Source organism: Arthrobacter sp. NA-172, assembly GCF_043952055.1.
In the GTDB taxonomy this organism is placed as follows: Bacteria; Actinomycetota; Actinomycetes; order Actinomycetales; family Micrococcaceae; genus Arthrobacter.
Genome location: NZ_JBINOT010000001.1, coordinates 180,386 through 203,017, shown reverse-complemented (window position 1 = coordinate 203,017; position 22,632 = coordinate 180,386). Strand labels below are relative to the sequence as shown.

The following is a 22,632-nucleotide window of genomic DNA, read 5'->3' as shown; positions in this document are numbered from 1 at the left end:
CGCTACCTCGACGGGCCCCCGCCGCTCTCGGCCCCCAGAGCGGCCGGTAGTTCAGTCAGGGCTGTGACGGTGTAATCCGGCGGGTTGAAGTAGGCGGGATAAGGGGCGCCGGCGCGGTTGATCCAGGCTGTTTGGAGGTCTGCTTTGGCCGCTCCGTGGATGTCCCACGGGTGCACGGCAACCAACAACATCTCCGAAGGGTCGGTACCCACAGCCTGTGCCGCATAGGCGTAGGCCGCCGGTGCCGGCTTCCAAGCCGGGGCGTCTTCGACCGAAAGCAGGGCATCGAAGCTGCCACGGATACCGGCAGGTCCGAAGAGCTTCTCGGCCACCGCGGTGGATCCATTCGTCAGGGTCACCAGCCGGTACCCGGCTTCTCCAAGTGCCCGGACGCCGTCGGGCACGTCGGAGTGCAGTTCCAGCGCGGCCATCCCGGCCATAATGTGCTCCACGGCCTGGCCGAGGTCGAAGTTGAGGTCAGTTCCGGAAAGCAGGCCGCGCAGCGCCTCGGCGCCAATTTCGGAAAACACTCCGTTGCCTCCGGCCGCCGCGAGGGCGAACCCGTCCCTGAGAAGGGTGGCGAACCAGAGTTTCGCCAAGCCAGCCGAAGCGCCGACCTCGGTAAACCGAACCCCCATCGGCGACATGTCCGAAAGGGTTTCATTGACGTCAAAAACAATAACTGAGGGTGGCGCGCTCACAAGTCCTCCTTAAAAGTGGGCAGGGATCCCCGAATCCCACTCTGCCCGATCTCACGCCAGGATGGTAGTGGCCCACCCGCCGGCAATCCGCCGCTTCGAAAGCGAGCGTCCGGGGGTTTGCCGGGAGTCTCCGCTCGGCTCCCTGAAAGGTGCAATCAGGGAGGCCCGGTAGAATCTCGTCCCATTCCTCCATCCCCTCAAGGGGTGACCGGGCGCGACGAGAAGCGAAGGCAACCGATGCGTACTCCAACACCACCGATTCCCCCAACGGGCCGGCCGACGTCAGCGCCGCCCAAAGTCACGAGCTCCCCGCTGCCGGTCCCGGAGCCGGATCAGGCCCAAGCGCCGGTCCCCGCAGACAGCCAGCCCGCCAAGCGGCCCAAGCGCAAGTGGCGTCGCAAGCTCCTTCTGGCCTTAGTCGCCCCGCTGGTTCTGATCCAAATCATCGCGTTCATGTTCAGCATGGGCGTAACGCCGCCGCGCACCGCATACATGCTCGAAGGCGGTGAGCCGGTGGTCTACCAGTTCGTCTCCATCAACCACATGAGCCGTCACTTGCTTGCCGCGACTATCGCCCATGAAGACGAACAGCTCGGCACACGCAGCGGCGCCTTCGATCTCGGAGATTTCCAGGCCAGGGCGCAAGCTTATTTCCAAGGAAAACCGGACCCGAGCGGTTCCACGATCCCTCAGCAACTGGTCAAGAACATCTTCCTGTGGGACGACCAAAGCGCTGTCCGCAAAGGGATTGAGGCCGTCCTGGCAACCCAGTTCAGCTACACCTTGAGCCCCTCGCGGACGTTGGAGCTTTACCTCAACTACGCTCAATTCGGCCCCCATCTATACGGCGTCTGCGCCGCCAGTTGGTACTACTTCGGTATACCGCCCTGGAGCATGTCGGACTACCAGTCCGCGCAGCTGATGGGCGTCCTTCCGCTTCCTGACCTGGTCAAGCGGGACCCCAACGGCGGTATCTATCTGGGCGCAGGCGTCCACCCCGCTGTGTGGAACCTGGTGAACGGCGCAGCGAACGTCTGGGTCCCCCGGCAGCTCGCGGGCCTGGGCGGGTGGCAGGCGGCGGTGGCTACCGTGGGCATCACGGATACCGCCGACAGCCATGCCGCCCAGCGCGCCGACAATGACGCCTGCTCGACCATGCCCCAAAGCGTGAAGGACCGCATCCAGAGCGAGGCCGGCTAAGAACCTCGGCCCGAGGTCAGATGTGGTCGCCGATCATGAGATCCGCCGTCGTCCGCGTGAACAGCACACCGGGCCTGGACAGAGATACTAGCCAAGGACGGCGTTGACGAGTTTGACCAGCTCAGCCGCCGAGTCTGTGGTAACTGCTGTGCCGGTCTTGATCGCGGTCGCTCCGAGATTGCCTTTCACCCCGGTCACAGTCAGTGTGGTCACCTTCTGGCCCGTCGGCAGGACCTGGGTGATCAACGCCCCCATCGACTGATCGCCGCTGGTCTTTTCCGGCAACGGCTGAGTCTGGGTACTGATCTTCTGCCCTCCCGCCTCGATCGTGAACGTCGAACACTGAGCCAACGCATCGGTCGATTTCTTGGTCTGGGTGGCAAGCACCGCGGGGTCCTTCACCGCAAGTGCGGTAATCACCGTAACGGTCTTATCCACGGCAGAGACGCTCTGCCCCGCGGCATAGGTCGCCCCGTCAGGGACCTGCGCGTTGGTGTTGGCCAAAGCCGCGCACGCTGGAGGTGCGATGACGGCGGACTGGAGCATCTGCTTCGCCGCAATAAGGCCCTGATCGATCTGCGCAGCGGGAACTACAGTCAACGGCTTGCCTTGATCATCCTTCAACCCCGCAACAAGCGATGCGAGTTCCTCATTCGTGTACGTCTTCGGCGTAGGTGTAGGGGTCGATGTCGACGACGAAGCAGCGGTGTTTCCCGGATTTGCCGAACCTCCGCAGCCAGTCAATCCCATGACGAGAGCAAACAAGATTCCGAACGGTGCGAGCGTGTTTTTCATTTATGAACCCCAATTGTCCTGGCGGCACGGCGTTCGTGGGGGTAACCAGCCCAGCCATGCCACAACTGCCAAGGCCAGTCCTCCGACGTACCGATCCCGGGCAGCGATGAATGTGATGGTGATCACGGTATACAATCGAAAGGCTTCCTAAATAGAGTGTTTTCTACTTGGATAGCTGAGCAACAGAAATGGGTTATAGAGGTTCGCGGACGCCCCGATTATTCGGGAATGCGCTGACCTTGAGGACTCTGGCGGAAGCGAGGCCAAGTTGCGACGATGGAGTCGCAGTCGAATCAATTCTTGGGGGATTTGATGACAACGCTGGTACAAGGCGAGGGCGAATTACTCTCGCCTGCAATGGTGAACACTGGTCCCGGTGCGGCCGACCCGGATGGCAGCCCGGAGTCCCCCGGCAATCACCTGCCGAATGTCTCAGTGGAACGCACCAGCGAAGGGTTCGTCCTGATCAGTTTGCGTCCTGGCGGCCAGATCAGCGCAGAGGACGGAACCTTGGCCCGAGAGCAATGCTGACCCTGACGGGCGGTAAGGGCACTGCGGTATTGCTGCGAATCACCGGGGTCGAACACATCACACGAGACGCGTTCCGGTTCTTCAGCCAAGCGGTCACCATCACAGCCTTCGCAGTCCTTGGCAGCACTCCGGTGGACCGGGTGATAGCCCACGGCCGGCGCGGGCTGCCGATGCCAAAGTGCCCGAGCCGCTATTTCTCCGACGAAGAGCAAGCCCTGGGATGGCTCCCGACCCTGAACACACCCGCCGGATGAGCTAAGTCAGCACCCAAGCAAAGCGGCCGGACGCCTGCAACCTGGCAGTAGCCGCTGCTGTGGCTGCCGCCCATGGTACCCTCCGCGGTGTCACCGGCGCGGGTGGCTCCGTCGTCGATCGCGCTCCCCCGCCGGACGCGGCTACACTTTTCAAGGCAACAGGTGGCAGTCAACCTAAGCTACGGCCAGGGACGTATCTTCGCGTCCGGGCATGTGTCCGGCCGCTGGCTGGTTCGGGCCGAAGATCCAATCCTCCGAAAGCAGTCATTAATGGTCGAACAGCTGATGGCCTTTGCGCTGACCTGCGTCGTCGTGGTCCTGGTTCCCGGCCCTGATTTTGCCCTTGTGCTAAAAAACGCTCCGCGCGGACCCGGATCAGCGGCAACCACAGCAATCGGAATCATGGTCGGCAACACGATTCTGGCCCTACTCGCCGTGCTCGGAGTCACGGCGCTCTTGGGAGCGTCGGAAATTCTCGGCAACGCCATCAGGATCGCAGGTGCTGCGTACCTGCTCTATCTGGGGACCCGCGCCCTCCTGGAGGCCTTCGGCCGCCCCCGCAGTCAAGCCACGACGTCGGAACCAAAGTTCTGGTTCCGCGCGGACTCACCCTTCGTGCAGGGCATGGTGAGCAACCTGCTCAACCCCAAGGTGGCCGTCTTCTATCTGTCCCTTTTCCCTCAATTCAATCTCGCCCCGCTTCCCCCTTTGGGACAGCACGCGTTGATGGCGGGGATCTTCCTCCTCACCGCGTTGATCTGGTATGTCGTGCTGGTACATGCGCTCAAGAAGATTTCAACGGCACTGGCCCGCCCCAGGGTGAACCGGATCATCACCGGCGGATCCGGTACCGTGCTGGCCGGCGTCGGCGCGACAATCCTGACGAAGTCCCTGGCTTCCGCCTAGCGGGCCGGGGAATGCAATCATGGTTAGAGAACAGGCGCCGGTGGTGGCGGTGTTTCACTACCTAAGACAGCCGTCACCCGGTCCCTCCCGAATGTGAAGAAACTGATGACCCAAACCAACAACGGGCAACCTTCCTCGCTGTACGAGCAGCTCCTGCAGCGGGACCGTCGACGCAAGGTCCGGCGTCGGCGGATCACCCTCATCGCGGTCTTGTCCGTTGCCGCATTAGTGGTTGGAACTCTTGCTTTTGTGGGCATCACGGCGCTGAACTTCAACGGCAATCTCCACCGTTCCGATGCCTTGGCCGGACAGAATGTCCCGAAGTTGACCCAGTGACACGAACATCCTGGTCATGGGGTTGGACACCCGTGTTGATGAGCAGGGTCATCCGCTTCCGCCGGAAATGTACGACGCGCTCCACGCTGGGGATGCGAGCATCGGCGGCTATAACTCCAACGTCCTGATGCTCATCCACATCCCCGCGGACGGATCCAAGGCCACCGGCATCTCCATCCCTCGCGACGACTACGTCGACGTGACCGGGGTCCCCGGAAGCGGGCCGTTCAAAGCCAAAATCAAAGAAGCCTACGGCTACGGATTCGACGCCGCAAAGACGTCACTGATCAACGCCGGCAAGGCCGACGACGACACCACCTACCAGGCAGCCCGCGACGCCGGCCGCAAGGCCGAAATCGCCACCGTCACCCAGTTCCTCGGCAACAACGTCCACATCGATCACTTCCTCGAAGTCACCATGGCCGCGTTCTACCAGACTGCACAGGCCATCGCACCCATCACCGTGTGTATCAACAAGGCCACTCAGGACACTTTCTCCGGAGCTGACTTCAAAGCCGGGATGCAGCAGATCGATGGAAAACAAGCCATGGCGTTCGTCCGGCAACGCCGCGACACCACCGACCCGAACTACCAATTCTCTGACCTGGACCGCGAACGCCGCCAACAAGCCTTCATCGCCTCCGTCTCCCACCAGCTCAAACAAGCCGGAACCTTCACCGACATCGGAAAAATGCAGGGAGTCCTGGACGCGGTCAGCAAAAACATCGTGGTCGACTCCGAATTGAACCTCATCGAGCTTGCCCAGCAGGCCACCTCCCTGACCGGCGGGAACATCGCGTTCACCACCCTGCCCATCACGGGATTCGGTTGGTCCCCGGAAGGCGCCTCCATCAACACCGTCGACATCGACCAGGGTCCAGGCCACCGTCAAGGAACTCCTCACGCCCGCGCCACCAACAACACAGGCCGCCCCCACATCGGCAGCAAACACCGCAGCAGGGGACCCGGGCAGCCAGGCCACGGCTCCCGAAGCCCAGGCGCCCGCAGCAACACCGGCAGCCCCGGCATCAACCCCTGCGGCCGGAAACCCTGCCCCGGCCCCAACCCCCACGACGAACACCTACGCGGACTCGACCGGTGCCCTTCAAGGCGGCTCCATCCCCTGCGTCAAATAAGGGAAACACGTGAGTGATGCCAGCTGGACAGCGACTAGCGCGCGGAGCATGCCGAGGGCCAGGACACCTCGCGTCCTGGCCCTCGGCAAGGTCCTCCAGCGTTGTCCGGACTCCCGCCCTGGACGGATTCGGCATTCGTTGTAGTGTCAGTGTTCGTCGTAGTGGTCCCCGTGCGCGGCGTGGTTGTGTCCGTCGTGGACGTAGTCTGTGTGGTCGCCGTGCTGGATGGCCTCGTGGCCGCAGTCGGCGCCGTGGGTGTGTTGGGCGCCCGTGTGCTCGGCGACGGAATGCTCTGCATGCAGGTCAGTATCAGACATGGTGATGGGCTCCTTTGGTATCGCTTGCGGCACCGGCTCCCGGCGCCTCCTGGACATGGGCGAAAGCATCCGCGACCACATGTGCGACGTGCTGGTCGGCCACGCGGTAGACCACCTCACGGCCGCGCCGGACCGCCCACAAACCACACGCTAGGCAACATATAGACAACTTGCAATGCCCCGAGTTGACTCGTAAAAAACCTCCGCGAAGGGGCATACGTTGCCTCATAAGTATTTCTCCGGCTGGTTCGGGGTTGCCGGGCGGTTCGGGGTTGCCGGGCGGGCGGTCGCGGGTTACGCAGGGTGGATGGGACTGACGATGGCCGAACGCAAGGCCGTGACGAAGCAGCCGGGCCGGTGATCGGCTCCGGAAGGGCAGGATCCTGGACGAGCTGGTCGAGCTGACGGGCTGGCACCGGGACTATGCGCGGGCGGTGCTGCGGCATGCCCTTGATCCGCCCAGGCCGCGTCCGGTGCGGGCGGGCCGGGCTCCGGTGTACGGGGCGGATCTGCAGCCAGGTCTGGTGCAGTGCTGGGCGGTGCTGCGGGCGCCGGCCGGACGGCTGCTGGCGGCGGAGATGCCTGAACTTGTTCCGATGCTGCGGGACGAGGGAGCGCTGCAGGTCACGGATCCGCAGGCGGCCCTGCTGGCGCGGATGAGCGCGGCAACGATCGACAGGCGGCTGGCCGGGGAACGGGCCAAGCTGCTGCCCAGGGGGCGCTCCCACACCAAGCCCGGGTCCTTGCTGAAATCCCAGATCCCGATCCGGACCTGGGCGCAGTGGGATGATGCCGTGCCCGGGTTCGTGGAGATCGACCTGGTCGGCCATGAAGGGTCCAACAACTCCGGGCAGTTCTGCTTCACGCTGACCGTCACCGACATCGCCACGGGCTGGACGGTGAACCGGTCCGTGCCCAACCGGGCGCAGAAGCACGTCTTCGCTGCCCTGCAGCACGTCCTGTCGGTGTTTCCCTTTCCCGTGATCGGCATCGATTCGGACAACGGCAGCGAGTTCATCAACAACCATCTGTTCGATTTCTGCCTGGAACACCACATCACCTTCACCCGCTCCCGGTCCGGCAACAAGAACGACGGGGCCCACGTGGAGCAGAAGAACTGGGCCAGGGTCCGTGAACTCGTCGGCTACCTCCGCTACGACACCGCCGCGGAACCGGAGCTGCTGAACCAGGTCTGGGAACTGGACCGGATCTTCACCAACTACCTGCTGCCCCAGCAGAAGCTCATCGCCAAAATCCGCGTCGGATCCAAGGTCACCAAGAAGCACGACGCTCCGGCAACCCCGCACAGACGCACGAAAGCCGACCCCAGGGTCTCACCTATGGCCGTGCTCCGCATGAACACCGAATACAAGAAGATCAGACCTGCCGCCCTGTCCCGGCAGATCCTGTCCCTCACGGGCCGGCTCGAAACCCTCGCCACGGCCAAGCAGCCCGCACCCGTGAAACCCCCCGTCAACGAGGACTGGAACCGCCGACCCAACCGGAGATATTCAACTGAGGCGACGAATGCCCCTTCCCGGAGGTATTGACATGAGGTAACAGGTACATGCATGTTTAGAAGAAGAAACCGGCGGAGACCTGAGGCAGGAAGGCCTGTCCACCTCACTGCCGTGCACTAAGCCGGCGGCGCCGGTTCAACGTACGCCACCGCATAGGGTTTAGTCGCTGACCGCTGCAGCGGGCGCCGCAAGTGCACTTGGTACGGTCCACTCCGGAAAGTGGCACGGGGGTCCAGCCTGACAGACCAGGGAGCGGTTCAGGGCGGCCAACGTCCAACCGCGCGACTATGCCGTCGCGTCGCCCGTCTACATAGAGGGGTGTCGCCGGCTCCACTGCGGTCGCCCTGAGCTGTTCCCGATATTCCGGCCCCGCTGCCAGAACGAGCACTCCATGGGCGACCCCCATGACTTTCAGCGCGATGACAGCATTAGGCAACGGCGGTTCCGGGCCGGGTCCGGATTGCATTTGGTCATCCCTCGCAGACGACGTCGTCGCTGCTTTCAACGGCCGAGCGCATTCTTTGCACTGGGTTCGCCCCCCGATGTCGGCCAGCATCGTCACGAGAAGTCCCCTGGGGGCTTGGCCCCATTTGTCGGCCACAGCCTGGCACCACCTGGTGTGGTAGTCCCTTCCGCGCTTCATCACGTAGACCTGGCCATCACCAAGCAGCGGGACACCCGCCCGCCGAGCGGCCGGCTCGACCGGCTTTAGCTCGCCCAGCCCTTTGGCATCGGCGAGGGTGGGCTCGCCGGGTTTGAAGTACCTGCGGATCAAGGGATCGAGTCGCCGTTTTGGTGTTGGAATTTTGGGGACCTTTCCGTGCGGCGTGAGCGCGTTTCGCTCACGCCCCTCATTACCCCCTGTATCTAGCTTGCTGGCTCTTGCCGTAAGTTGCCAGCCGGCACGGCTTACAATTCAGAGCAATATTTGGCAAACTCTAGGCTCTCGCCGTCGCATTGACATGGGCAATCACGGAGTCGCATCCCAGCAGCGCGAAGGAACGCCGGATGAAGACAACCCGGGCCATCCTGAAGGCCGGCCTCCGCCTCCCCGTTCGATGCGCGGGAGGCGGAGTCCCGGGCTGCACCCGGAACTGGCCGCGCCTTTAAGGACTTTAAGCTTCCCGAGTTGCCGGGGAAGAAGCCTTCGTCTTCGCAGGATCGCGCTCGGCTAACGCACCTATCGCGGCGTCGATCTGCTCCATGACGTCCGCCTCAAGCTTCACCCCGGCAGACGCCGCACTGTCCGCGATCTGTTCGGGACGGGATGCACCCACAATGGCCGAAGCTACGTTTGGATTCTGCAGCACCCAGGCGACCGCGAGCTGCGGCATGGACAGCCCGGCTTCCTCCGCGATTGGCTTGAGTTTCTGGACACCGGTGAGCACGTCATCGCGCATCCACCGCTCAATCATTTTCGCCCCGCCTTTCGCATCCGTGGCGCGGCTGCCATCAGGGGCCGGCTCACCGGGCAAGTACTTTCCGCTAAGGACACCCTGCGCCATCGGAGACCAGACGATCTGGGAAACGCCCAGCTCTTCCGACGCCGGAACCACCTCCGCTTCGATGACCCGCCACAGCATGTTGTACTGCGGCTGGTTGGAAATCAGCTGGAAGCCCAATTCTTTGGATAGCGCATGTCCTTCGCGGAGCTGTTCGGCCGTCCATTCGCTCACACCGATGTACAGCGCTTTGCCATGGCGGACGATGTCCGCGAACGCCTGCATGGTCTCTTCCAATGGCGTTTCGAAGTCGAAGCGGTGGGCCTGGTAAAGGTCCACGTAGTCGGTCTGCAACCTGGACAGGGAGCCGTTGATCGATTCCATGATGTGCTTGCGGGACAGCCCCAGATCGTTCTTGCCTTTGGGGCCGGTGGGGCCGAATACCTTGGTGAAGATCTCCAAAGACTCGCGGCGCTCCCCTTTCAGCGCCTCGCCCAGGACCGTCTCGGCCGCGGTGTTTGCGTAAACGTCTGCCGTATCAAAAGTACTGATGCCGACGTCGAGCGCCGCGCGGACGCACTGGGCGGCGACGTCGTTCTCCACCTGCGAGCCGTGGGTCAGCCAGTTGCCGAACGTAATTTCCGAGACTTTGAAGCCACTGTTACCCAAGTATCTGAATTCCATGATTGTCCAGCACTCTCCCTACTTGCTTGATGTTCCCGACTATCCGTCGAGCGTCCTACACGTCCTGCACGTGCTACCGGCCGCCCTCGATTTTCCGGCTGCGCTGGTTCTGGGCCATGGGGCCGTACGGATAGACGCCGACGCGCGGTTGGCTGGCCTGGGTGAGCCGGTCGGTTTCCTCGGGGCTGAGCTCCAGGCCTGCCGCAGCCAAGTTGTCCGCCAGCTGTTCAGTGGTACGGGCGCCGAGGATCACGGAGGTCACGGAAGGCCGGTCCGCCAGCCACGCCAACGCCACTTGGGAGGCACTGACGCCATGGTCTGCGGCGATCTTCTCCACAGTCCCGATAACGTCCCACGTGCGTGGGTCATCGTTGCGGGCCTGCCACGCCTCCATGCCGCGTTCCGGGTTTTCCCCGAGGCGGGTGGCACCTGTGGGCGGCTCATCCCGCTTGTACTTGCCCGAGAGCCAGCCGCCACCCAACGGTGACCACGGCAGCAGCCCGATGCCCGCGTCCAGTGAAGCCGGAACAATTTCCGATTCGATCTCGCGGACCAGCAGGCTGTACTGGGGTTGCAGGGTCACCGGTGCACTCCAGCCAAAGGCCTTGGCCACGTGGACGGCCTTGGTCAACTGCCATCCCAGGAAGTTGGAAAAGCCGTAGTAGGCGATCTTGCCACTGCTGACGGAGTCGTGCAGGAAACGCAAAGTCTCCTCCAGCGGTGTAATCGGGTCCCAGGCGTGCATTTGATAAAGGTCGATCTGCTCGACGCCGAGGCGGCGCAGCGAGTCATCCAACGCCCGGCTGAGGTGGCGGCGGGATGTGCCGACGTCGTTCGGGGCCGTTCCCATTGGGAATCGGCCCTTGGTGGCCAGCACCACGCGGTCCCGGGCATCTGGCCGTTCGGCCAGCCACCGCCCGATGATCTCCTCCGACGCGCCGGCACTATAGACGTCGGCAGTGTCGATGAAGTTGCCTCCGGCTGCAATATAGCTGTCCAGAATGGCGCGGGATGTTTCCTCGGTTGCCTCGGCCCCGAACGTCATGGTTCCCAGTGCGTAGTTCGATACCACGGCGCCGCTGTTGCCCAAAGTGCGATATTCCATGATGTTCCTCAATCCTCGGTGGGTGTAGCGCGTTTCGAGTCATAGCTTCGCCAGGTGTGTTCCGGCTCGAAGCCCAACAGCCGCCTCGCCTTGTCGATGGAGAGCATGGTCTCGTGCTCCCCCAGTTCCTTGATCACCTTCACGTCGGGAAACACCTCCGCCGCCAGGCTGGCACTGGACCGGCTCATCACAGTGTCAGCATTGGCGATGATGAACGCCTCAAACCCCGGCTTGCCGTTTTCAAGGGCCCGCGCCACGGCCTGCGCGCCGTCGCGGCCATCGATATACCCCCACAGGTTCCACTTGCGCAGCATGGCATCGGAGTCGAAGGACGGAAACCGATCGTAATCCTCTACGTCCATGACATTGGAGAACCGGAGGCCCACAATGCTCAATTCCGGGTCCCAGCGCGTCAACTCGATCGCCATCTGCTCTTCCAGGTGCTTCACCAGCGAATAGGTGCTTTCCGGCCGGGCCGGGTATTCCTCATCCACGGGGATATAGGGAGGGTCGACGTCGAACGGGAGGCCCAGCACCGTCTCACTCGAGGCGTAGACAACCTTCTTGATGCCGGCCCGGCGGGCCGCCTGGAACACGTTGTATGTGGAGAGCATGTTGTTTTCAAACGTCGCGGCGTCCGGAATGATGCCCGGCGCCGGGATGGCACCCAGATGCACCACCGCATCGAAGCCGTCATGCCTGTCATCGAGTCCCATGAACACGTCCGCGACCTGGCCGTAATCACGCAGATCCACGATCGCCAGACCCGGGCTCCTCTCGCCCGCACGGTCCAGGTTCAGCACCCGGTGCCCATCCTCCGCGAGCCGGCGCACTACATGCCGGCCCAGCTTTCCGCTTCCACCGGTAACTGCAATTCTCATCGATACTCCCTCGAATAGCTTGGCGCTTCGCACCTGACGCCCTGATCGAGGCCCTCCGGCGTCGCCGGGAAAGCCTGTTTAGGACTCGCGGTGTCGATTCGACACTAGAACAGAGACCAACCTTGGCGCGTGGCCCTGCCAGTCCTAGGACAGCCAGACACCCCCGTACCCGGTGATGGACGCTTGACGCCCGTTCTACCGCGTCACTCCCGACGCCGGCGTGATTACAGGCCGAGGTCCTTCAAAGCGGTGACCCAATCGTGGGCGATCGCGTTCTGCGCGTCGGTCAGCTTCACCTTCTGGTCGCAGACGGCTTTGTGCAGGGTGTTTTCCACGGCGTCTTTCGGGTTAGTGGTTCCTGTGGCGCCGTTCTGGTTCGGTTCCGGCCACAGGTTGGACACTGAGTTGGTGCCGCCGAGCTCGAGGGAGATCAGGTGGTCATATTCTGTCGTGTGGACTGTGTTCTGGCCGTATTCGCGCAGGCTTTCCTGCTTGATCTTGTCCGTGGCCGAGGCTGGAGGGCGAACCGTGGCCGTGTAGCCGCTCTTGCAAATGGTCGAGCCGATGTTGTCCTGGGTGATAGAGGGGTCCGTGGCGCCAGGGGTGCAGGCCGGGTCCGGCAGATACTGGCCAAGCGCAGCGTCCACCACCCGGGCGGAGCACTGGCTGGCGGTCAGTTGTTCGTCGATGGCGACGATCCCGGGCGAGTGGACCTTTTTGACGGCCCCGGCCTGAGTTCCCGCCGTTGGGGCGGGTGCGATGTTGGCAGGGACCACACCCGACGCGGAGTGTGGGGCCGTCGTCGAACAGGCGGTCACCACCGCGAGCAGGGAGACGGCAACGGACGCGGCGGCGAGGTGGCGGCGGAATGTAATTTTCATATCGCTCTATCTCTACGGCGCCGCCGTTCCCTCTGCCCGCCGACACGCGGTGCGGTGAAGAAGTGGTGCTTTCAGTTCCATTGCCAAGAGCGCCGCGGTCCCTCGCCTCTGCAACTAAATGCCCGACCATAGGCCAGACTGGAGACAACCAAACCCGAAAGCGTGGACACTCTTTGATATCTCTCCAACAGGATTCCGAAGGCTTCATCCGGATGAAAAGGCATTTTCCCGTGAGCGCCGCCGTGACCATTACCTTCACCGACGGGACCCAGGAAGTCTTCACCGGGCAGAGACTCAATGAAATCTACGACGACGCATTGGCCGCGTACCGGGCTGGTAATCATCTCGATGCCAGAGGATTCTCCAGGGGTCCGAAAAAGAAGGTGCAGACGGGCATCGACTTCGTGCCGGTCCAGCCCGGAGCCGCGAAGTAAAGCCCGATGCAACGATTCATGAGGTGCCAGTCGGTAGTGTGGGTGCATGGACGCCGGGTTTTCTGAGGAGCGGTTGGCGGATTGGACTCTCGTAGAGGTGGATCGACCGTTATTGCAGCAGAAGACCGGCTCGGCCGCCCCCGGGTTGGTCACGTCGTCGAAGTAACACACTCCCGTGGAGGCCTGGTGTCGGGCAAACGTGGACTTGGTGGTGAGGCCGCCGCTCTCGTCGGTTTCCTTGCAGTGTCTTTCGCAGCCTCGGCGCTGGGGTCCTTGGCAATTGTCGGTAACGCCTCGGGGTGGTACGCAGCGGCCTACAAAGCGCCGTGGACACCGCCGGGCTGGGTCTTCGGGTCAGTCTGGACCGCGTTGTATGCGGCGATGGCGGTGGCAGCGTGGCTTGTGTGGAGGCAGCGATCGGCCCCCACCCGCGGCGCCATGAGCGCCTATGCCGTTCAGATGTTGCTGAACCTCGCGTGGGCACCGACGTTTTTCGGCATGTACCCCATCTGGGGCTCGGCAGCACTGTGGCTGGGCCTAGTCGTTATCGCCGCTCTGGCCGTGGCAGTGGCAGCCACTGTGGTGCGATTCGGCCCGATCAGCATGACGGCCGGGCTGCTGATGCTGCCGTACCTGTCTTGGATCGTGTTCTCCGGCAGCCTGAACCTCTACGCGGCCGTCAACAACTGACGGAAAGTAAAGGCGGCTTTGGCGCACGCCTGGAGCCGTGACCGGGAACCGCAGGGCGGTTAAACACGGACAGCAGGTGATCCTCCCCCAGCGAGCACGTCTCTTACGCGTATTGGCAGTACCTCCCTGGCCGAGAGGACCGGCCGTATCGTGGTAATCATGGATCAACGCACAGAGGTCAACGAATTCCTGCGCACGCGCAGGGACCGGATCATGCCCGATCAGGCCGGCATCATCGGCGGGGGTCGCCGCAGGGTACCGGGTCTGCGCCGCGAGGAGGTCGCGATGCTGGCCGGAGTGAGCGCCGAGTACTACGCTCGGATAGAGCGCGGCGATCTGGCCGGGGTGTCCCCGGAGATCCTGGACGCGGTCGCGCGTGCTCTACGGTTCGACGAAGCGGAGACAGACCATCTGGAGGCCCTGGCGCGCGCAGCGGGACCGGAGCGGCCTCGGAACCGACGCCGGACTGCTGAGCCGTCGGTGCGGCCGAGTCTGCAACTGTTTCTGGACTCCGTGACGGTGCCGGTCTGGGTGCGCGACCGCCGGATGAACTTTATCGCCTCGAACCAGCTGGCGCGAGCCGTCTACGCACCGGTCCTAGACGATCCGGTGAACCAGGGCAACATCGCCCGGTTCTGGTTCCTCAACCCTGCCTCGCACAACTTCTTCGTGGACTGGGAGCAGGGGGCCGATGACACCGTGGCGACGATCCGCACGTACGCGGGCCAGAACCCGCACGACAAGCAGCTGACGGATCTGATCGGTGAGCTGGTGACCCGCAGCGACGCGTTCCGGAGACGCTGGTCCGCGCACAACGTGCGCCACCACCGCACCGGTGTGAAGCGGCTCCACCACCCTGTCGTCGGCGATCTCGAACTGCAGTACGAGGCGATGGATCTGCCCGCAGACCCGGAGTGGTTCATGTTCGCTTACACGGCCGCGCCTGGCAGCCCCACCGACGAGCGCCTGCGCCTACTGGGCAGGCCTGGCCCTCACACCCCAGCCGGAGTCTGGTCCCCAGCCTCGAGCCTGATCCACCGACGCCTCCTGCGCCTGGGGTGCACTGGCAGTACACGTAAAGAGCATGACTGGTTACAGTCGGGCTGCGCCGGTTGACTGGTTCCTGTCGTCGATACTCGTCGACTTGCCATTTGCGAAGGAGTCCTCATGGAATCGTCTGCCCCGAAAGCCAAACCGCAGCCTGCAGCCCTGGGCAACGGCGCGATAGTCCGCCATGCGGGCATCAGTCCGGCCACGACGTTCCTTTTCGCGGTGGCAGCAGCGTTCGCGGTCGCGAACCTGTACCTGGCACAGCCGCTGCTAGAGGACATCGCACACGACCTGCGGGTGCCGAACGAGCAGGCCGGCCTGTTCGTCACCGTGACCCAGGTCGGGTACGCCGTCGGCATCTTCGCGGTGGTGCCGTTGGGCGACGTCCTGAAGCGCCGCCGGCTGATCCCGACCATGCTCGTCCTGGCGGGGGTCGCCCTGCTCGGCTCTGCTCTGGCTCCCGGGCACGCGCTGCTGCTGGTGGCCTTGGCGCTGGCGGGCGTCACCTCGGTCAGCGCGCAGCTGCTCACCCCGCTCGCCGGCGACCTCGCCGCACCCGCCCAGCGCGGTCATGTGATGGGGACCATCGCCTCCGGCGCCATGATCGGGATCCTGCTCTCCCGCACCATCAGTGGCGGCGTTGCCCAATACTTCGGATGGCGTGCGATCTACGTCGTCGCTGGGGTCGCGGCGTGGGTTTTCGCGGTGCTGCTGTGGCGCGCCTTGCCCAGCCAGGACGACCGCGTCGCGGTGCCGTACGGACGGTTGCTCCTCTCGGTGTTCCGCTCGGTCCGCGTCCACCGCGCAGTCCCGATCACCCTGATCCTGAGCGCCCTCAACTTCGGCGTGTTCACGATGTTCTGGACGGCGCTCACCCTGCTGCTCAGCGCCCCGCCGTTCTCCTACTCGGTCGGCGCGATCGGACTCGTCGGCCTCGCGGGGCTGGCCGGGGCGCTGTTGGCGCGCCGTGCCGGGCGGCTCCACGACCGCGGCCTGTCCGTACCGGCCAGCGGGGCGGCCTTCGCGCTTGTCCTGGTCGGACTCATCCTGGCCGGGCTCGGGCAAGCTTCCATCATCGTGTTGCTGATCGCGATCGTAGTGTTCGACATCGGTGTGCAGGCCACCAACGTGCTCAGCCAAACCCGGCTGTTGAGCATTTCCGCGACCGCCCGCGGCCGGATGAACACCGCCCTGATCACTACGAACTTCATCGCCGGGGCCATCGCATCGGCGACCACAGCGCTCATCTGGCACGCGGGCGGCTGGACCGGTGTCATCATCATCGGCTCGGCCGCCATCGTCCTCGCTCTGGTCGTCTGGGCTCTCGGCCGGCGCGCGCTACGCGTCTCCGGGTGATCGTGTAGACGGACTCCTCTGAGGTTCACGTTCTCGGTGGTCGACGAGCCACCGGGCGTAGGACTGCAGCTGTTCAGTACTCGCCTTTAATGACGAAGTAGGAGCCGCGGATTACCCCCGCCAGCTTTGATTTCTGGCGAGCGAACTTGAATTTTGATGCCAGTTCCTCCGGGATCTCCATGCCATCGGCCAATTTGAATCCGACAGCTCGCTTCCCGCCGTCCTCGATGCTGTACATGACGTTGATCGACAGCTCCGACTCGTAGAACACGTAATCCATCCGCAAACCGTCGACTTCGAAGGCAGTTGCTTCAAGCGGGCGGGAGCCTATGACGATATCGCGCTCCTCCTTGAGGATGCGGCTCACCCGGTCGACCACCTCGGGAGCCTCACTGGCAGGGCTCACCGCGAAGACGTTGCCGTACTTGTTGCTGTAGTAACGGCCCTCGTTGGCGCGTAACCCAGCGAGGGCTTCGGGGACCGCAGATGATTCCAGACCGACAGTAGAAACATTCTTAAAGTCAACGACGTACGGCATGCGCCCTCCAGATCAGTTGTGTTGGACCAACGATAACGTGACGGCCCTGCTGTGCCGACGTCAACCGCTTACGACGCCGGCGTGATCCATCCGGTAGATCGTCATGCCAGCGACGCGCTCGCTGCACGCAGCTCGTCCAAGGCCGCCAAAGTGTATTGCGCGAGCTTGTCTTTGGCCCCCCGGTCGCTTTCGGACCACTCGGCATAGCCCCGCTTGAATGCCAGTACACCAAATTCGCCCGCGAGATGGGCCGTCGGGTCGGGCACACCGCGGGCGATCAGGGCGGCTGTCATGGCGGCCGCGAGGCCAACACTCTTGAGGGCGTCCCGCTCCTGGAGCTCGGCGCTGGCAGCTACGGCGGCCTTCATGCGAGGGCCAAGGTCGCGGTTCATTGGGCCCATAGCGCCCGACACACGCTCCAGGCCCGCAGCGACCGCCTCGAGCGGGCTGGCGTCGACAGGCGCATCGGCAATCCCCTCGGCAAGCAGCCGGCTCAACGTTTCTTGCCCGGCCACCAGGAGTTCACGTTTATCGGGGAAGTACCGGAAAAAGGTGCTCTTCGTGACACCTGCGCGCTCTGCGATCTGCGCCACCGTGGTGTCGTCGTACCCCTGCTCCGTGAACAGGTCGACGGCAGCAACTACGAGCCGTTCGCGTGCCCCTGGTTCCCATCGAGCCATAAATCAATCCTACATGATGGCACTTTTGTCCCGTCATCGAGTATCATGATGGGACAAGTCTCCCATCACTCTTAAGGAGAGTTCCATGCACGTCTTCGTCACCGGCGGCACCGGCCTAATCGGCTCGGCCGTCGTCGCCGAGCTGCTTGGCAACGGCCACACCGTCCTCGCGCTCGCCCGATCAGATATATCCGCCCACGCGGTTGAGTCGGCCGGCGCAGAACCCCATCGGGGAGACCTCGCGGACCTGGACGCGCTTCGCATCGGAGCCGCCCAGGCCGACGGGGTGATCCATTTGGCCTTCGCCAACGACTTCAGCAGCCCCGATGCTTTCGCCCGGGCGGTTGGCGAAGAAAGTGCCGCGCTCGCGACTATGGGCGAGGAACTTCTCGGCAGCGACCGCCCGCTAGTCACGGCCTCGGGTACGCCTTACGTAGCAGCCCGCGCCTCCACCGAGAGCGACCCACCACCGACCGATGGGATGGTAGGCGGTCGCGGACGCACCGTCATGGCGGTCCTGGATCTTGCCTCCCGCGGAGTCCGCAGCAGTGCCGTTCGCATGCCACGCACGGTCCACAACAACGGCAGGGGCGGTTTCGCCGGCATCCTGACAGCTATCGCTCGCCGTACCGGAGTGTCCGGCTATCCAGGAGACGGCGCCCAGCGATGGCCGGCCGTACACGCGCTCGACGCTGCGGTCCTCTTCCGGCTGGCCCTGGAACAGGCACCCGCCGGAACTTCATGGCACGCCGTAGCCGACGAAGGCGACGCTGTACGCGACATCGCAACAGTCATCGGCCGGCGGCTCGAACTACCGGTCCGGACGGTGGCACAGGAAACCTTTGGCACGCTCGGCCCGATCTTCGCTGCCGATCAGCCTTCTTCAAGCGCCCACACACGTCAGATGCTTGGCTGGGAGCCGACGCACCCGAGCCTCCTCGCGGACTTGGAAAACATCCAGCCCTGACCAAGGGCCAACGCCGTCACCAGCTAGAGCCGATGCAGTAGGCGATTTCCCGCTCGATGGCGGCTGGGTCGGTCACATCCAAGAGCCGAATGTTCAGCGTGACCCCAGACGCCGTCCTCGGATGCTGAGGTCTCAGAAGGCGAGTTCCTCCGCGGTCGCTTCTACAGTCTCGGTAGGGGTGGTTGTGTGGCCACGCAGCGGGACGTGTCTGATGAACAGGGCAAGGACGAAGCCCGCTGCGGCAACAATCGACGCCCAGAGGAAAACGCTCTGGATGCCGCTGGTGACGGCCGTTTTGAACAGGGCCTGGATTGCCGCGGGCAATGAGTGCAGGGCCGCAGGCGTGATCTGACCGCTCTGGTGGAGGCTGCCGGCGCCGCCGGCCTTGCCCATGGTGTCGGCCAGGCGGCTGGCGTAGATCGACCCGAGAACCGAGATCCCGAGCGATCCGCCCATGTTCCGGGCGAAAGTGCTGGTGCCCGTGGCCGCGCCGATATCCCTGATGTCCACGCTGTTCTGGGCGATCAGGTTGGTGGTCTGCATCATGCAGCCCATGCCCGCACCGAGAACCGCCATGTATACGCCCGACTGCCAGGCCGGGGTGTCCAGCCCATGGTCGAGAACAGGAACAGGCCTACCGCCATGAGCGCGGACCCTGCGATCGGGAGTGACTTGTAGTGCCCGGTCCGGGTGACCAGAAGCCCGCCGCCCAGCGAGACGATCATGGCCGCGATCATCATGGGCATCAGCAAGAGCCCGCTACTGGTGGCCGACTGGTCTTGGACGTACTGCTGGAACTGGGGAAGGAAAGTGATGCCGCCGAACATGGCGAACCCCACGATGAAGCCAAGCGCGTTGGCCAGGGAGAAGTTGCTGCTGCTGAACAGGCGAAGCGGAATGACCGGCTCGGCGGCCTTGTTCTCGATGACCAGGAAGAGGACAAGCCCGACGGCGGCCGTCACGCCCAGCCCGATGATCTCCGGAGACCCGGTGGTGACCCAAGCCAGATGGTCCATGCCGCCCAGCTCCCCCACGATCGTCGGAAGAGCGGGGGCAACAATCATGTTGTCCAACTGGGCAAGCAGCATGGCAATAATCAGCCCGCTCATGGCGGTGACGATCTGCCGGGGCGTAAGCCGCGTGGGAAGCGGATCCTGGTCAGCTTTCATAGGGGACATCCTTAGGAAGTTCTTTTGCGGTTCACTTACCGCACGGTTAGTATGGTACTTACCGGCCGGTTAGTTGGCAAGATGGCCGCACGAAGAAGGAAGTACTCAACGATGACACTTGCAAATGGCACTCCCGTCCCGCCCCTGAGCGGGACCCGGGAAAACATCCAGGCGGTTGCCTTGCGCCTGTTTTCCGAGCAGGGCTATGAGTCGACGTCGATGCGACAGATAGCCGAGGAGCTCGGCTTTACCAAGGCCGCCCTCTACTACCACTTCAAGAGCAAGGAAGACATCCTCCGGGCCCTGATGGAAACAATGCGCGGGCAGATCACGGATCTGGTCGACTGGGCGCGGACGCAGGAGTCCGGCCCGGAGCTGCGCAGGACCGTCATCACCCGATGGACCGAGATCGTGCACGCCCAAGGCCTCCGGATGTTCCGATTCCTCGGTTCCAACTACCGGCTTGTCCGGGAACTCAAGTCAGAATCCGGGCAGAGCGAGGGGATGGCGGCCGCCGTCGTCGAGCTCTTCTCGATCCTTACGCCACCGGGGGCCAGCGTCGAGGATCAGCTTCGCGTCCGGTTCGCTCTCCTGACCATCAACATGCTCGGCATCGCAGCGCGCGACCTCGACGCCGATGAGGAGGAAATCCTCGACGCGGCGGCACGGATTTCAACAGGGCTGCTGCCGCCCGGGTTCTGAGCAGCTAGTTTTTCGACTCAAGTGCGAGAAGAGCCTCAGGGGCGAATCCTTTGACGATGAGCCACACTCCAAGCGAAAACTCAAAAAAAGCCACCGGCAGTGCGGCCAGTCCTGCCGCCGCACCGTGTTGATCGATCACCCCGAAAAGTATTGCCAGATAGCCGACAACCAGGACCGGTCCCCCGACGATGCCGATCAGCGAAAGAGGCCGAGGTATCAAGCGCGACTTGTACAACATGACTCCCAGCAAAACGTCACATACAGCGGGGATGAAGCTTTGTCCTAGGAGGAATATCCGGTCGTAAAGTACGGCGAGCTCACGACTGGCGACCAGGGCCCCGGCTCCAATTCCGCTTTCCCGCAAGCTCACGATCGACAAGATGAACGCCACCCCGACGAAGATCGTGCCGGATTCCAGAATTCTGGCGGCGACTAGTCCCAGAGCGAACGATTCATTCTGCTTCTTGAGCAGCGGGAACAGGACAACGGCCGTGGCGATCCCGGCTAGGGCGACGACGATCTCAAGGATGCCCCCGATGATGGCGGCGGTGTCCGGCCCTGAGCCGAGGACGTAGTCCGCACCTCTTACGGGGCCGTACAGAGCGAGCGTGGGAATCGAAACAAAGGTAAGTAAATACAGAACGCCAGCGGTGAGCGAGACTTTTCTCTGTGGCGACGGAACCGAGGTCATCATAGAGCTCCTTGGATTTCTCAGATTGCCCGGTCGGTGAGAATCTGCGCCCGGAAGACTGCAAGGATAAATTATCGGCTAAATGTCCGGCTATTCGGCGGCTTCAACCGGTTGCCGGGCAAGATCGGCGCCGCCATTGTCGAGTTCATCACCGGGGCCCTGGCCGAGAACCCCCATCGGCTCAGCAAGCCTCTCGTGAACGAACTACGGGGAATGCGTTCTGCGCGCCGCGGTGATTACCGGGTGTTTTTCACCCTCGACGCAGAAACGCGCACCGTCTACATCCACCGCATCGACCACCGTGCCGATGCATACCGACCCAGATAGGACTCGGCCAAGACGAAGCAAGGATTTCAGGACCGAGTTTCCGGCCGCGATACCCGAACTCGATGCGTTATCGGCTATCCCGCTGACACATCGATCAGCACCTTGCCGACGATGCTCTCTTCTACCGCTGCGTGGGCCGCAGCCGTATCGGCCAGTTCAAAGCGATGCAGCGGCAGGCCTGCGGCCTTTCCCACCGGAAGGGCGTCGTCGGCGATGGCCGCATTGATGTCCTCGGCGGCGGCTTGCACTGCCGCCATGCCAACGGTATAGAGCAGGACGAACTGGTACCGGACGTTGAGGCTGAAATGTCTGCGCACGTCCAGGTTCATCTGATCGCCGCCGTTGTTGGCGTAGACCGCGATCGAGCCGCGGTTGCGAATCACTGCTAGGTCGAGTTCCGCGTTCTGCGCGGGTGCCACCTCCACGATCTGGTCGACGCCGTTGGGAGCGATCCGGCGGATCTCTGCGGCCGCGTGGGTTTGCCGGTAATCGATGACGTGATCGGCGCCGGCGGCCGTGACTAGTGCAGCCTTCGCCGGTCCGCTCACGGTCGTGATCACAACGGCACCGGCCCACTTGGCGAGCTGGATCGCCGCATGGCCCACGGCGCCGGCCCCTCCAGCGACGAGGACCACTTTGCCGTCCAAGGCTCCCGGGTGCAGCCTCCGGGGCCCGTCCTCGGCGATAGTCAGGGCCCGGTGGGCGGTGATCGCGGGAACGCCCAGGCTTGCGCCGAGGTCGAATCCGGCGTTCTCGGGCAGCGGAAGGACCCGTTCGGCCGGCAGCACGGCGAACTCCTGGGCTGTCCCGCCGTCGGCTCGCTGGTGGGCAGCCAGGGCCAGCCAAACCCTGTCACCAACGTAGAGACCCTCGACGCCCGGTCCGACAGCGTCGACCACTCCGGCCCCGTCTTGGTTCGGCACGACTTCCGCGAAGGGCAAGGGCTCGCCCGGTTTGGCGCCGCGGCGCGACTTCCAGTCGGTGGGATTCACCGCGGAGACCATGATCCTTACGCGCACCTCCCCGCGCCCCGGACTGCGGCTCTCGCGGTCGACGAGCTCGAGAACAGACGGATCGCCGGTGGCACGGTACACGATTGCTTTCATACCCAGACCTAACGCCGGCCCCGACCGAAAATTCCCGCCGCGTGCCGGAACACATGCGGCCAACGTTCCTGGTGACAGCCCCGGTTACTTACAATCGACTGCGGCGCTGCGTCAATTCCGGGCAAAACGCGCGAACTATTCCGCCGACGCTGCTGGCGGAATATGCAGGAACTGATCTGCACCGGGCATAGTTAAGCTCTTGGGCTTGTGCCGAAGGTGCGAGAAACCGCCCG

General features: G+C 63.7%; 29 protein-coding genes. 16 read left to right on the top strand and 13 right to left on the bottom strand.

Going from position 1 to position 22,632, the window contains the following annotated elements; all coding sequences use genetic code 11:
• Positions 1-2: 2 nt before the first annotated feature.
• A complete protein-coding gene (locus ACF0H6_RS01055; protein ID WP_395248113.1) occupies positions 3-701 on the bottom strand; it encodes a haloacid dehalogenase type II in 699 nt (232 codons plus the stop codon).
• Positions 702-938: 237 nt separating this feature from the next.
• On the opposite strand from ACF0H6_RS01055, the gene ACF0H6_RS01050 reads away from it, so the two are divergent.
• Complete coding sequence (locus tag ACF0H6_RS01050) at positions 939-1,901, top strand: biosynthetic peptidoglycan transglycosylase (protein WP_395248112.1); 963 nt, start codon at positions 939-941, stop codon at positions 1,899-1,901.
• A gap of 87 nt (positions 1,902-1,988) precedes the next feature.
• Here the strand turns inward: ACF0H6_RS01050 and ACF0H6_RS01045 are convergent, their stop codons facing one another.
• Positions 1,989-2,696, bottom strand: a complete 708-nt coding sequence (locus ACF0H6_RS01045; protein WP_395248111.1) for a hypothetical protein — start codon at positions 2,694-2,696, stop codon at positions 1,989-1,991.
• A 312-nt stretch (positions 2,697-3,008) separates the two neighbouring features.
• Here ACF0H6_RS01045 and ACF0H6_RS01040 point away from each other — a divergent pair, with 312 nt between their 5' ends.
• The 5 genes from ACF0H6_RS01040 to ACF0H6_RS01020 all read left to right on the top strand — a co-directional run bounded on the left by ACF0H6_RS01040 (position 3,009) and on the right by ACF0H6_RS01020 (position 5,876).
• Positions 3,009-3,227, top strand: a complete 219-nt coding sequence (locus ACF0H6_RS01040) for a hypothetical protein (RefSeq protein ID WP_395248110.1) — start codon at positions 3,009-3,011, stop codon at positions 3,225-3,227.
• Positions 3,221-3,481: a hypothetical protein gene (locus tag ACF0H6_RS01035; RefSeq protein WP_395248109.1), complete on the top strand. Its 261-nt coding sequence runs from the start codon at positions 3,221-3,223 to the stop codon at positions 3,479-3,481. The genes ACF0H6_RS01040 and ACF0H6_RS01035 overlap by 7 nt, the downstream gene beginning before the upstream one ends.
• A 270-nt stretch (positions 3,482-3,751) precedes the next feature.
• Positions 3,752-4,387 carry a LysE family translocator gene (locus ACF0H6_RS01030; RefSeq protein ID WP_395248108.1) on the top strand — a complete coding sequence of 212 codons (636 nt, stop codon included), beginning with the start codon at positions 3,752-3,754 and terminating at the stop codon, positions 4,385-4,387.
• Positions 4,388-4,492: 105 nt separating this feature from the next.
• Entirely contained in the window at positions 4,493-4,723 is a 231-nt protein-coding gene (locus tag ACF0H6_RS01025) for a hypothetical protein (RefSeq protein ID WP_395248107.1), read from the top strand.
• A 16-nt stretch (positions 4,724-4,739) separates the two neighbouring features.
• Positions 4,740-5,876 (top strand): LCP family protein, encoded by a 1,137-nt coding sequence (locus tag ACF0H6_RS01020; RefSeq protein ID WP_395248106.1) that lies wholly within the window; start codon positions 4,740-4,742, stop codon positions 5,874-5,876.
• 129 nt (positions 5,877-6,005) lie between these two features.
• Here ACF0H6_RS01020 and ACF0H6_RS01015 read toward each other — a convergent pair whose 3' ends face one another.
• Positions 6,006-6,176 carry a zinc transporter permease gene (locus ACF0H6_RS01015; protein ID WP_395248105.1) on the bottom strand — a complete coding sequence of 57 codons (171 nt, stop codon included), beginning with the start codon at positions 6,174-6,176 and terminating at the stop codon, positions 6,006-6,008.
• Between ACF0H6_RS01015 and ACF0H6_RS01010 the strand changes: the two genes are divergently transcribed.
• The 3 genes from ACF0H6_RS01010 to ACF0H6_RS01000 all read left to right on the top strand — a co-directional run bounded on the left by ACF0H6_RS01010 (position 6,175) and on the right by ACF0H6_RS01000 (position 7,726).
• The gene (locus ACF0H6_RS01010) at positions 6,175-6,330 is read left to right on the top strand and encodes a hypothetical protein (protein ID WP_395248104.1); all 156 of its coding nucleotides are present in this window, start codon (positions 6,175-6,177) and stop codon (positions 6,328-6,330) included. The two genes, ACF0H6_RS01015 and ACF0H6_RS01010, sit on opposite strands and share 2 nt — an antisense overlap.
• Positions 6,331-6,396: 66 nt before the next feature.
• Positions 6,397-6,537, top strand: a complete 141-nt coding sequence (locus ACF0H6_RS01005; RefSeq protein WP_395248103.1) for a hypothetical protein — start codon at positions 6,397-6,399, stop codon at positions 6,535-6,537.
• Between the two features lie 163 nt (positions 6,538-6,700).
• Positions 6,701-7,726: a transposase family protein gene (locus tag ACF0H6_RS01000; protein ID WP_395248102.1), complete on the top strand. Its 1,026-nt coding sequence runs from the start codon at positions 6,701-6,703 to the stop codon at positions 7,724-7,726.
• A gap of 1,085 nt (positions 7,727-8,811) precedes the next feature.
• Here ACF0H6_RS01000 and ACF0H6_RS00995 read toward each other — a convergent pair.
• The 4 genes from ACF0H6_RS00995 to ACF0H6_RS00980 form a co-directional block, all read right to left on the bottom strand.
• The gene (locus ACF0H6_RS00995) at positions 8,812-9,822 is read right to left on the bottom strand and encodes an aldo/keto reductase family protein (RefSeq protein WP_395248101.1); all 1,011 of its coding nucleotides are present in this window, start codon (positions 9,820-9,822) and stop codon (positions 8,812-8,814) included.
• 73 nt (positions 9,823-9,895) lie between these two features.
• Positions 9,896-10,927: an aldo/keto reductase gene (locus tag ACF0H6_RS00990; RefSeq protein WP_395248100.1), complete on the bottom strand. Its 1,032-nt coding sequence runs from the start codon at positions 10,925-10,927 to the stop codon at positions 9,896-9,898.
• A gap of 8 nt (positions 10,928-10,935) precedes the next feature.
• The gene (locus ACF0H6_RS00985) at positions 10,936-11,808 is read right to left on the bottom strand and encodes an NAD-dependent epimerase/dehydratase family protein (protein ID WP_395248099.1); all 873 of its coding nucleotides are present in this window, start codon (positions 11,806-11,808) and stop codon (positions 10,936-10,938) included.
• A gap of 224 nt (positions 11,809-12,032) precedes the next feature.
• Positions 12,033-12,689, bottom strand: a complete 657-nt coding sequence (locus tag ACF0H6_RS00980; protein ID WP_395248098.1) for a hypothetical protein — start codon at positions 12,687-12,689, stop codon at positions 12,033-12,035.
• 173 nt (positions 12,690-12,862) lie between these two features.
• Here ACF0H6_RS00980 and ACF0H6_RS00975 point away from each other — a divergent pair, with 173 nt between their 5' ends.
• The 4 genes from ACF0H6_RS00975 (at position 12,863) to ACF0H6_RS00960 (ending at position 16,219) form a co-directional block, all read left to right on the top strand.
• A complete protein-coding gene (locus tag ACF0H6_RS00975) occupies positions 12,863-13,123 on the top strand; it encodes a hypothetical protein (RefSeq protein WP_395248097.1) in 261 nt (86 codons plus the stop codon).
• A gap of 186 nt (positions 13,124-13,309) precedes the next feature.
• Complete coding sequence (locus tag ACF0H6_RS00970; RefSeq protein ID WP_395248096.1) at positions 13,310-13,813, top strand: TspO/MBR family protein; 504 nt, start codon at positions 13,310-13,312, stop codon at positions 13,811-13,813.
• A 159-nt stretch (positions 13,814-13,972) separates the two neighbouring features.
• Positions 13,973-14,929 (top strand): helix-turn-helix domain-containing protein, encoded by a 957-nt coding sequence (locus ACF0H6_RS00965; protein ID WP_395248095.1) that lies wholly within the window; start codon positions 13,973-13,975, stop codon positions 14,927-14,929.
• Positions 14,930-14,980: 51 nt separating this feature from the next.
• The gene (locus ACF0H6_RS00960) at positions 14,981-16,219 is read left to right on the top strand and encodes an MFS transporter (RefSeq protein WP_395248094.1); all 1,239 of its coding nucleotides are present in this window, start codon (positions 14,981-14,983) and stop codon (positions 16,217-16,219) included.
• Between the two features lie 73 nt (positions 16,220-16,292).
• On the opposite strand, the gene ACF0H6_RS00955 is transcribed toward ACF0H6_RS00960, so the two are convergent.
• Positions 16,293-16,757, bottom strand: a complete 465-nt coding sequence (locus ACF0H6_RS00955) for a phage tail protein (protein WP_395248093.1) — start codon at positions 16,755-16,757, stop codon at positions 16,293-16,295.
• Positions 16,758-16,858: 101 nt separating this feature from the next.
• The gene (locus ACF0H6_RS00950) at positions 16,859-17,437 is read right to left on the bottom strand and encodes a TetR/AcrR family transcriptional regulator (protein WP_395248092.1); all 579 of its coding nucleotides are present in this window, start codon (positions 17,435-17,437) and stop codon (positions 16,859-16,861) included.
• An 85-nt stretch (positions 17,438-17,522) separates the two neighbouring features.
• On the opposite strand from ACF0H6_RS00950, the gene ACF0H6_RS00945 reads away from it, so the two are divergent.
• The gene (locus ACF0H6_RS00945) at positions 17,523-18,404 is read left to right on the top strand and encodes an SDR family oxidoreductase (protein WP_395248091.1); all 882 of its coding nucleotides are present in this window, start codon (positions 17,523-17,525) and stop codon (positions 18,402-18,404) included.
• A 132-nt stretch (positions 18,405-18,536) separates the two neighbouring features.
• Here ACF0H6_RS00945 and ACF0H6_RS00940 read toward each other — a convergent pair whose 3' ends face one another.
• Both ACF0H6_RS00940 and ACF0H6_RS00935 read right to left on the bottom strand, forming a co-directional pair.
• Positions 18,537-18,980, bottom strand: coding sequence for a hypothetical protein (locus ACF0H6_RS00940; RefSeq protein ID WP_395248090.1), 444 nt, complete (start codon positions 18,978-18,980; stop codon positions 18,537-18,539).
• Positions 18,947-19,573, bottom strand: coding sequence for a hypothetical protein (locus tag ACF0H6_RS00935; protein ID WP_395248089.1), 627 nt, complete (start codon positions 19,571-19,573; stop codon positions 18,947-18,949). The genes ACF0H6_RS00940 and ACF0H6_RS00935 overlap by 34 nt, the downstream gene beginning before the upstream one ends.
• Before the next feature lie 111 nt (positions 19,574-19,684).
• Between ACF0H6_RS00935 and ACF0H6_RS00930 the strand changes: the two genes are divergently transcribed.
• Positions 19,685-20,275, top strand: coding sequence for a TetR/AcrR family transcriptional regulator (locus ACF0H6_RS00930; protein ID WP_395248088.1), 591 nt, complete (start codon positions 19,685-19,687; stop codon positions 20,273-20,275).
• 4 nt (positions 20,276-20,279) lie between these two features.
• Here the strand turns inward: ACF0H6_RS00930 and ACF0H6_RS00925 are convergent, their stop codons facing one another.
• Entirely contained in the window at positions 20,280-20,969 is a 690-nt protein-coding gene (locus ACF0H6_RS00925) for a DUF4386 domain-containing protein (protein ID WP_395248087.1), read from the bottom strand.
• Between the two features lie 108 nt (positions 20,970-21,077).
• Here ACF0H6_RS00925 and ACF0H6_RS00920 point away from each other — a divergent pair, with 108 nt between their 5' ends.
• The gene (locus tag ACF0H6_RS00920; protein WP_395248086.1) at positions 21,078-21,293 is read left to right on the top strand and encodes a type II toxin-antitoxin system RelE/ParE family toxin; all 216 of its coding nucleotides are present in this window, start codon (positions 21,078-21,080) and stop codon (positions 21,291-21,293) included.
• Between the two features lie 74 nt (positions 21,294-21,367).
• On the opposite strand, the gene ACF0H6_RS00915 is transcribed toward ACF0H6_RS00920, so the two are convergent.
• Positions 21,368-22,399: an NADPH:quinone reductase gene (locus ACF0H6_RS00915; protein WP_395248085.1), complete on the bottom strand. Its 1,032-nt coding sequence runs from the start codon at positions 22,397-22,399 to the stop codon at positions 21,368-21,370.
• Positions 22,400-22,632: the final 233 nt, after the last annotated feature.

Bases quoted from the DNA above. Each gene is read 5' to 3' on its own strand.
- ACF0H6_RS01050 (WP_395248112.1), top strand. From the start codon at position 939: ATGCGTACTCCAACACCACCGATTCCCCCAACGGGCCGGCCGACGTCA.
- ACF0H6_RS01045 (WP_395248111.1), bottom strand. From the start codon at position 2,696: ATGAAAAACACGCTCGCACCGTTCGGAATCTTGTTTGCTCTCGTCATG.
- ACF0H6_RS01040 (WP_395248110.1), top strand. From the start codon at position 3,009: ATGACAACGCTGGTACAAGGCGAGGGCGAATTACTCTCGCCTGCAATG.
- ACF0H6_RS01035 (WP_395248109.1), top strand. From the start codon at position 3,221: ATGCTGACCCTGACGGGCGGTAAGGGCACTGCGGTATTGCTGCGAATC.
- ACF0H6_RS01030 (WP_395248108.1), top strand. From the start codon at position 3,752: ATGGTCGAACAGCTGATGGCCTTTGCGCTGACCTGCGTCGTCGTGGTC.
- ACF0H6_RS01025 (WP_395248107.1), top strand. From the start codon at position 4,493: ATGACCCAAACCAACAACGGGCAACCTTCCTCGCTGTACGAGCAGCTC.
- ACF0H6_RS01020 (WP_395248106.1), top strand. From the start codon at position 4,740: ATGGGGTTGGACACCCGTGTTGATGAGCAGGGTCATCCGCTTCCGCCG.
- ACF0H6_RS01010 (WP_395248104.1), top strand. From the start codon at position 6,175: ATGGTGATGGGCTCCTTTGGTATCGCTTGCGGCACCGGCTCCCGGCGC.
- ACF0H6_RS01015 (WP_395248105.1), bottom strand. From the start codon at position 6,176: ATGTCTGATACTGACCTGCATGCAGAGCATTCCGTCGCCGAGCACACG.
- ACF0H6_RS00995 (WP_395248101.1), bottom strand. From the start codon at position 9,822: ATGGAATTCAGATACTTGGGTAACAGTGGCTTCAAAGTCTCGGAAATT.
- ACF0H6_RS00990 (WP_395248100.1), bottom strand. From the start codon at position 10,927: ATGGAATATCGCACTTTGGGCAACAGCGGCGCCGTGGTATCGAACTAC.
- ACF0H6_RS00985 (WP_395248099.1), bottom strand. From the start codon at position 11,808: ATGAGAATTGCAGTTACCGGTGGAAGCGGAAAGCTGGGCCGGCATGTA.
- ACF0H6_RS00980 (WP_395248098.1), bottom strand. From the start codon at position 12,689: ATGAAAATTACATTCCGCCGCCACCTCGCCGCCGCGTCCGTTGCCGTC.
- ACF0H6_RS00965 (WP_395248095.1), top strand. From the start codon at position 13,973: ATGGATCAACGCACAGAGGTCAACGAATTCCTGCGCACGCGCAGGGAC.
- ACF0H6_RS00960 (WP_395248094.1), top strand. From the start codon at position 14,981: ATGGAATCGTCTGCCCCGAAAGCCAAACCGCAGCCTGCAGCCCTGGGC.
- ACF0H6_RS00955 (WP_395248093.1), bottom strand. From the start codon at position 16,757: ATGCCGTACGTCGTTGACTTTAAGAATGTTTCTACTGTCGGTCTGGAA.
- ACF0H6_RS00950 (WP_395248092.1), bottom strand. From the start codon at position 17,437: ATGGCTCGATGGGAACCAGGGGCACGCGAACGGCTCGTAGTTGCTGCC.
- ACF0H6_RS00945 (WP_395248091.1), top strand. From the start codon at position 17,523: ATGCACGTCTTCGTCACCGGCGGCACCGGCCTAATCGGCTCGGCCGTC.
- ACF0H6_RS00940 (WP_395248090.1), bottom strand. From the start codon at position 18,980: ATGGCGGTTCTCGGTGCGGGCATGGGCTGCATGATGCAGACCACCAAC.
- ACF0H6_RS00935 (WP_395248089.1), bottom strand. From the start codon at position 19,573: ATGAAAGCTGACCAGGATCCGCTTCCCACGCGGCTTACGCCCCGGCAG.
- ACF0H6_RS00930 (WP_395248088.1), top strand. From the start codon at position 19,685: ATGACACTTGCAAATGGCACTCCCGTCCCGCCCCTGAGCGGGACCCGG.
- ACF0H6_RS00925 (WP_395248087.1), bottom strand. From the start codon at position 20,969: ATGATGACCTCGGTTCCGTCGCCACAGAGAAAAGTCTCGCTCACCGCT.
- ACF0H6_RS00915 (WP_395248085.1), bottom strand. From the start codon at position 22,399: ATGAAAGCAATCGTGTACCGTGCCACCGGCGATCCGTCTGTTCTCGAG.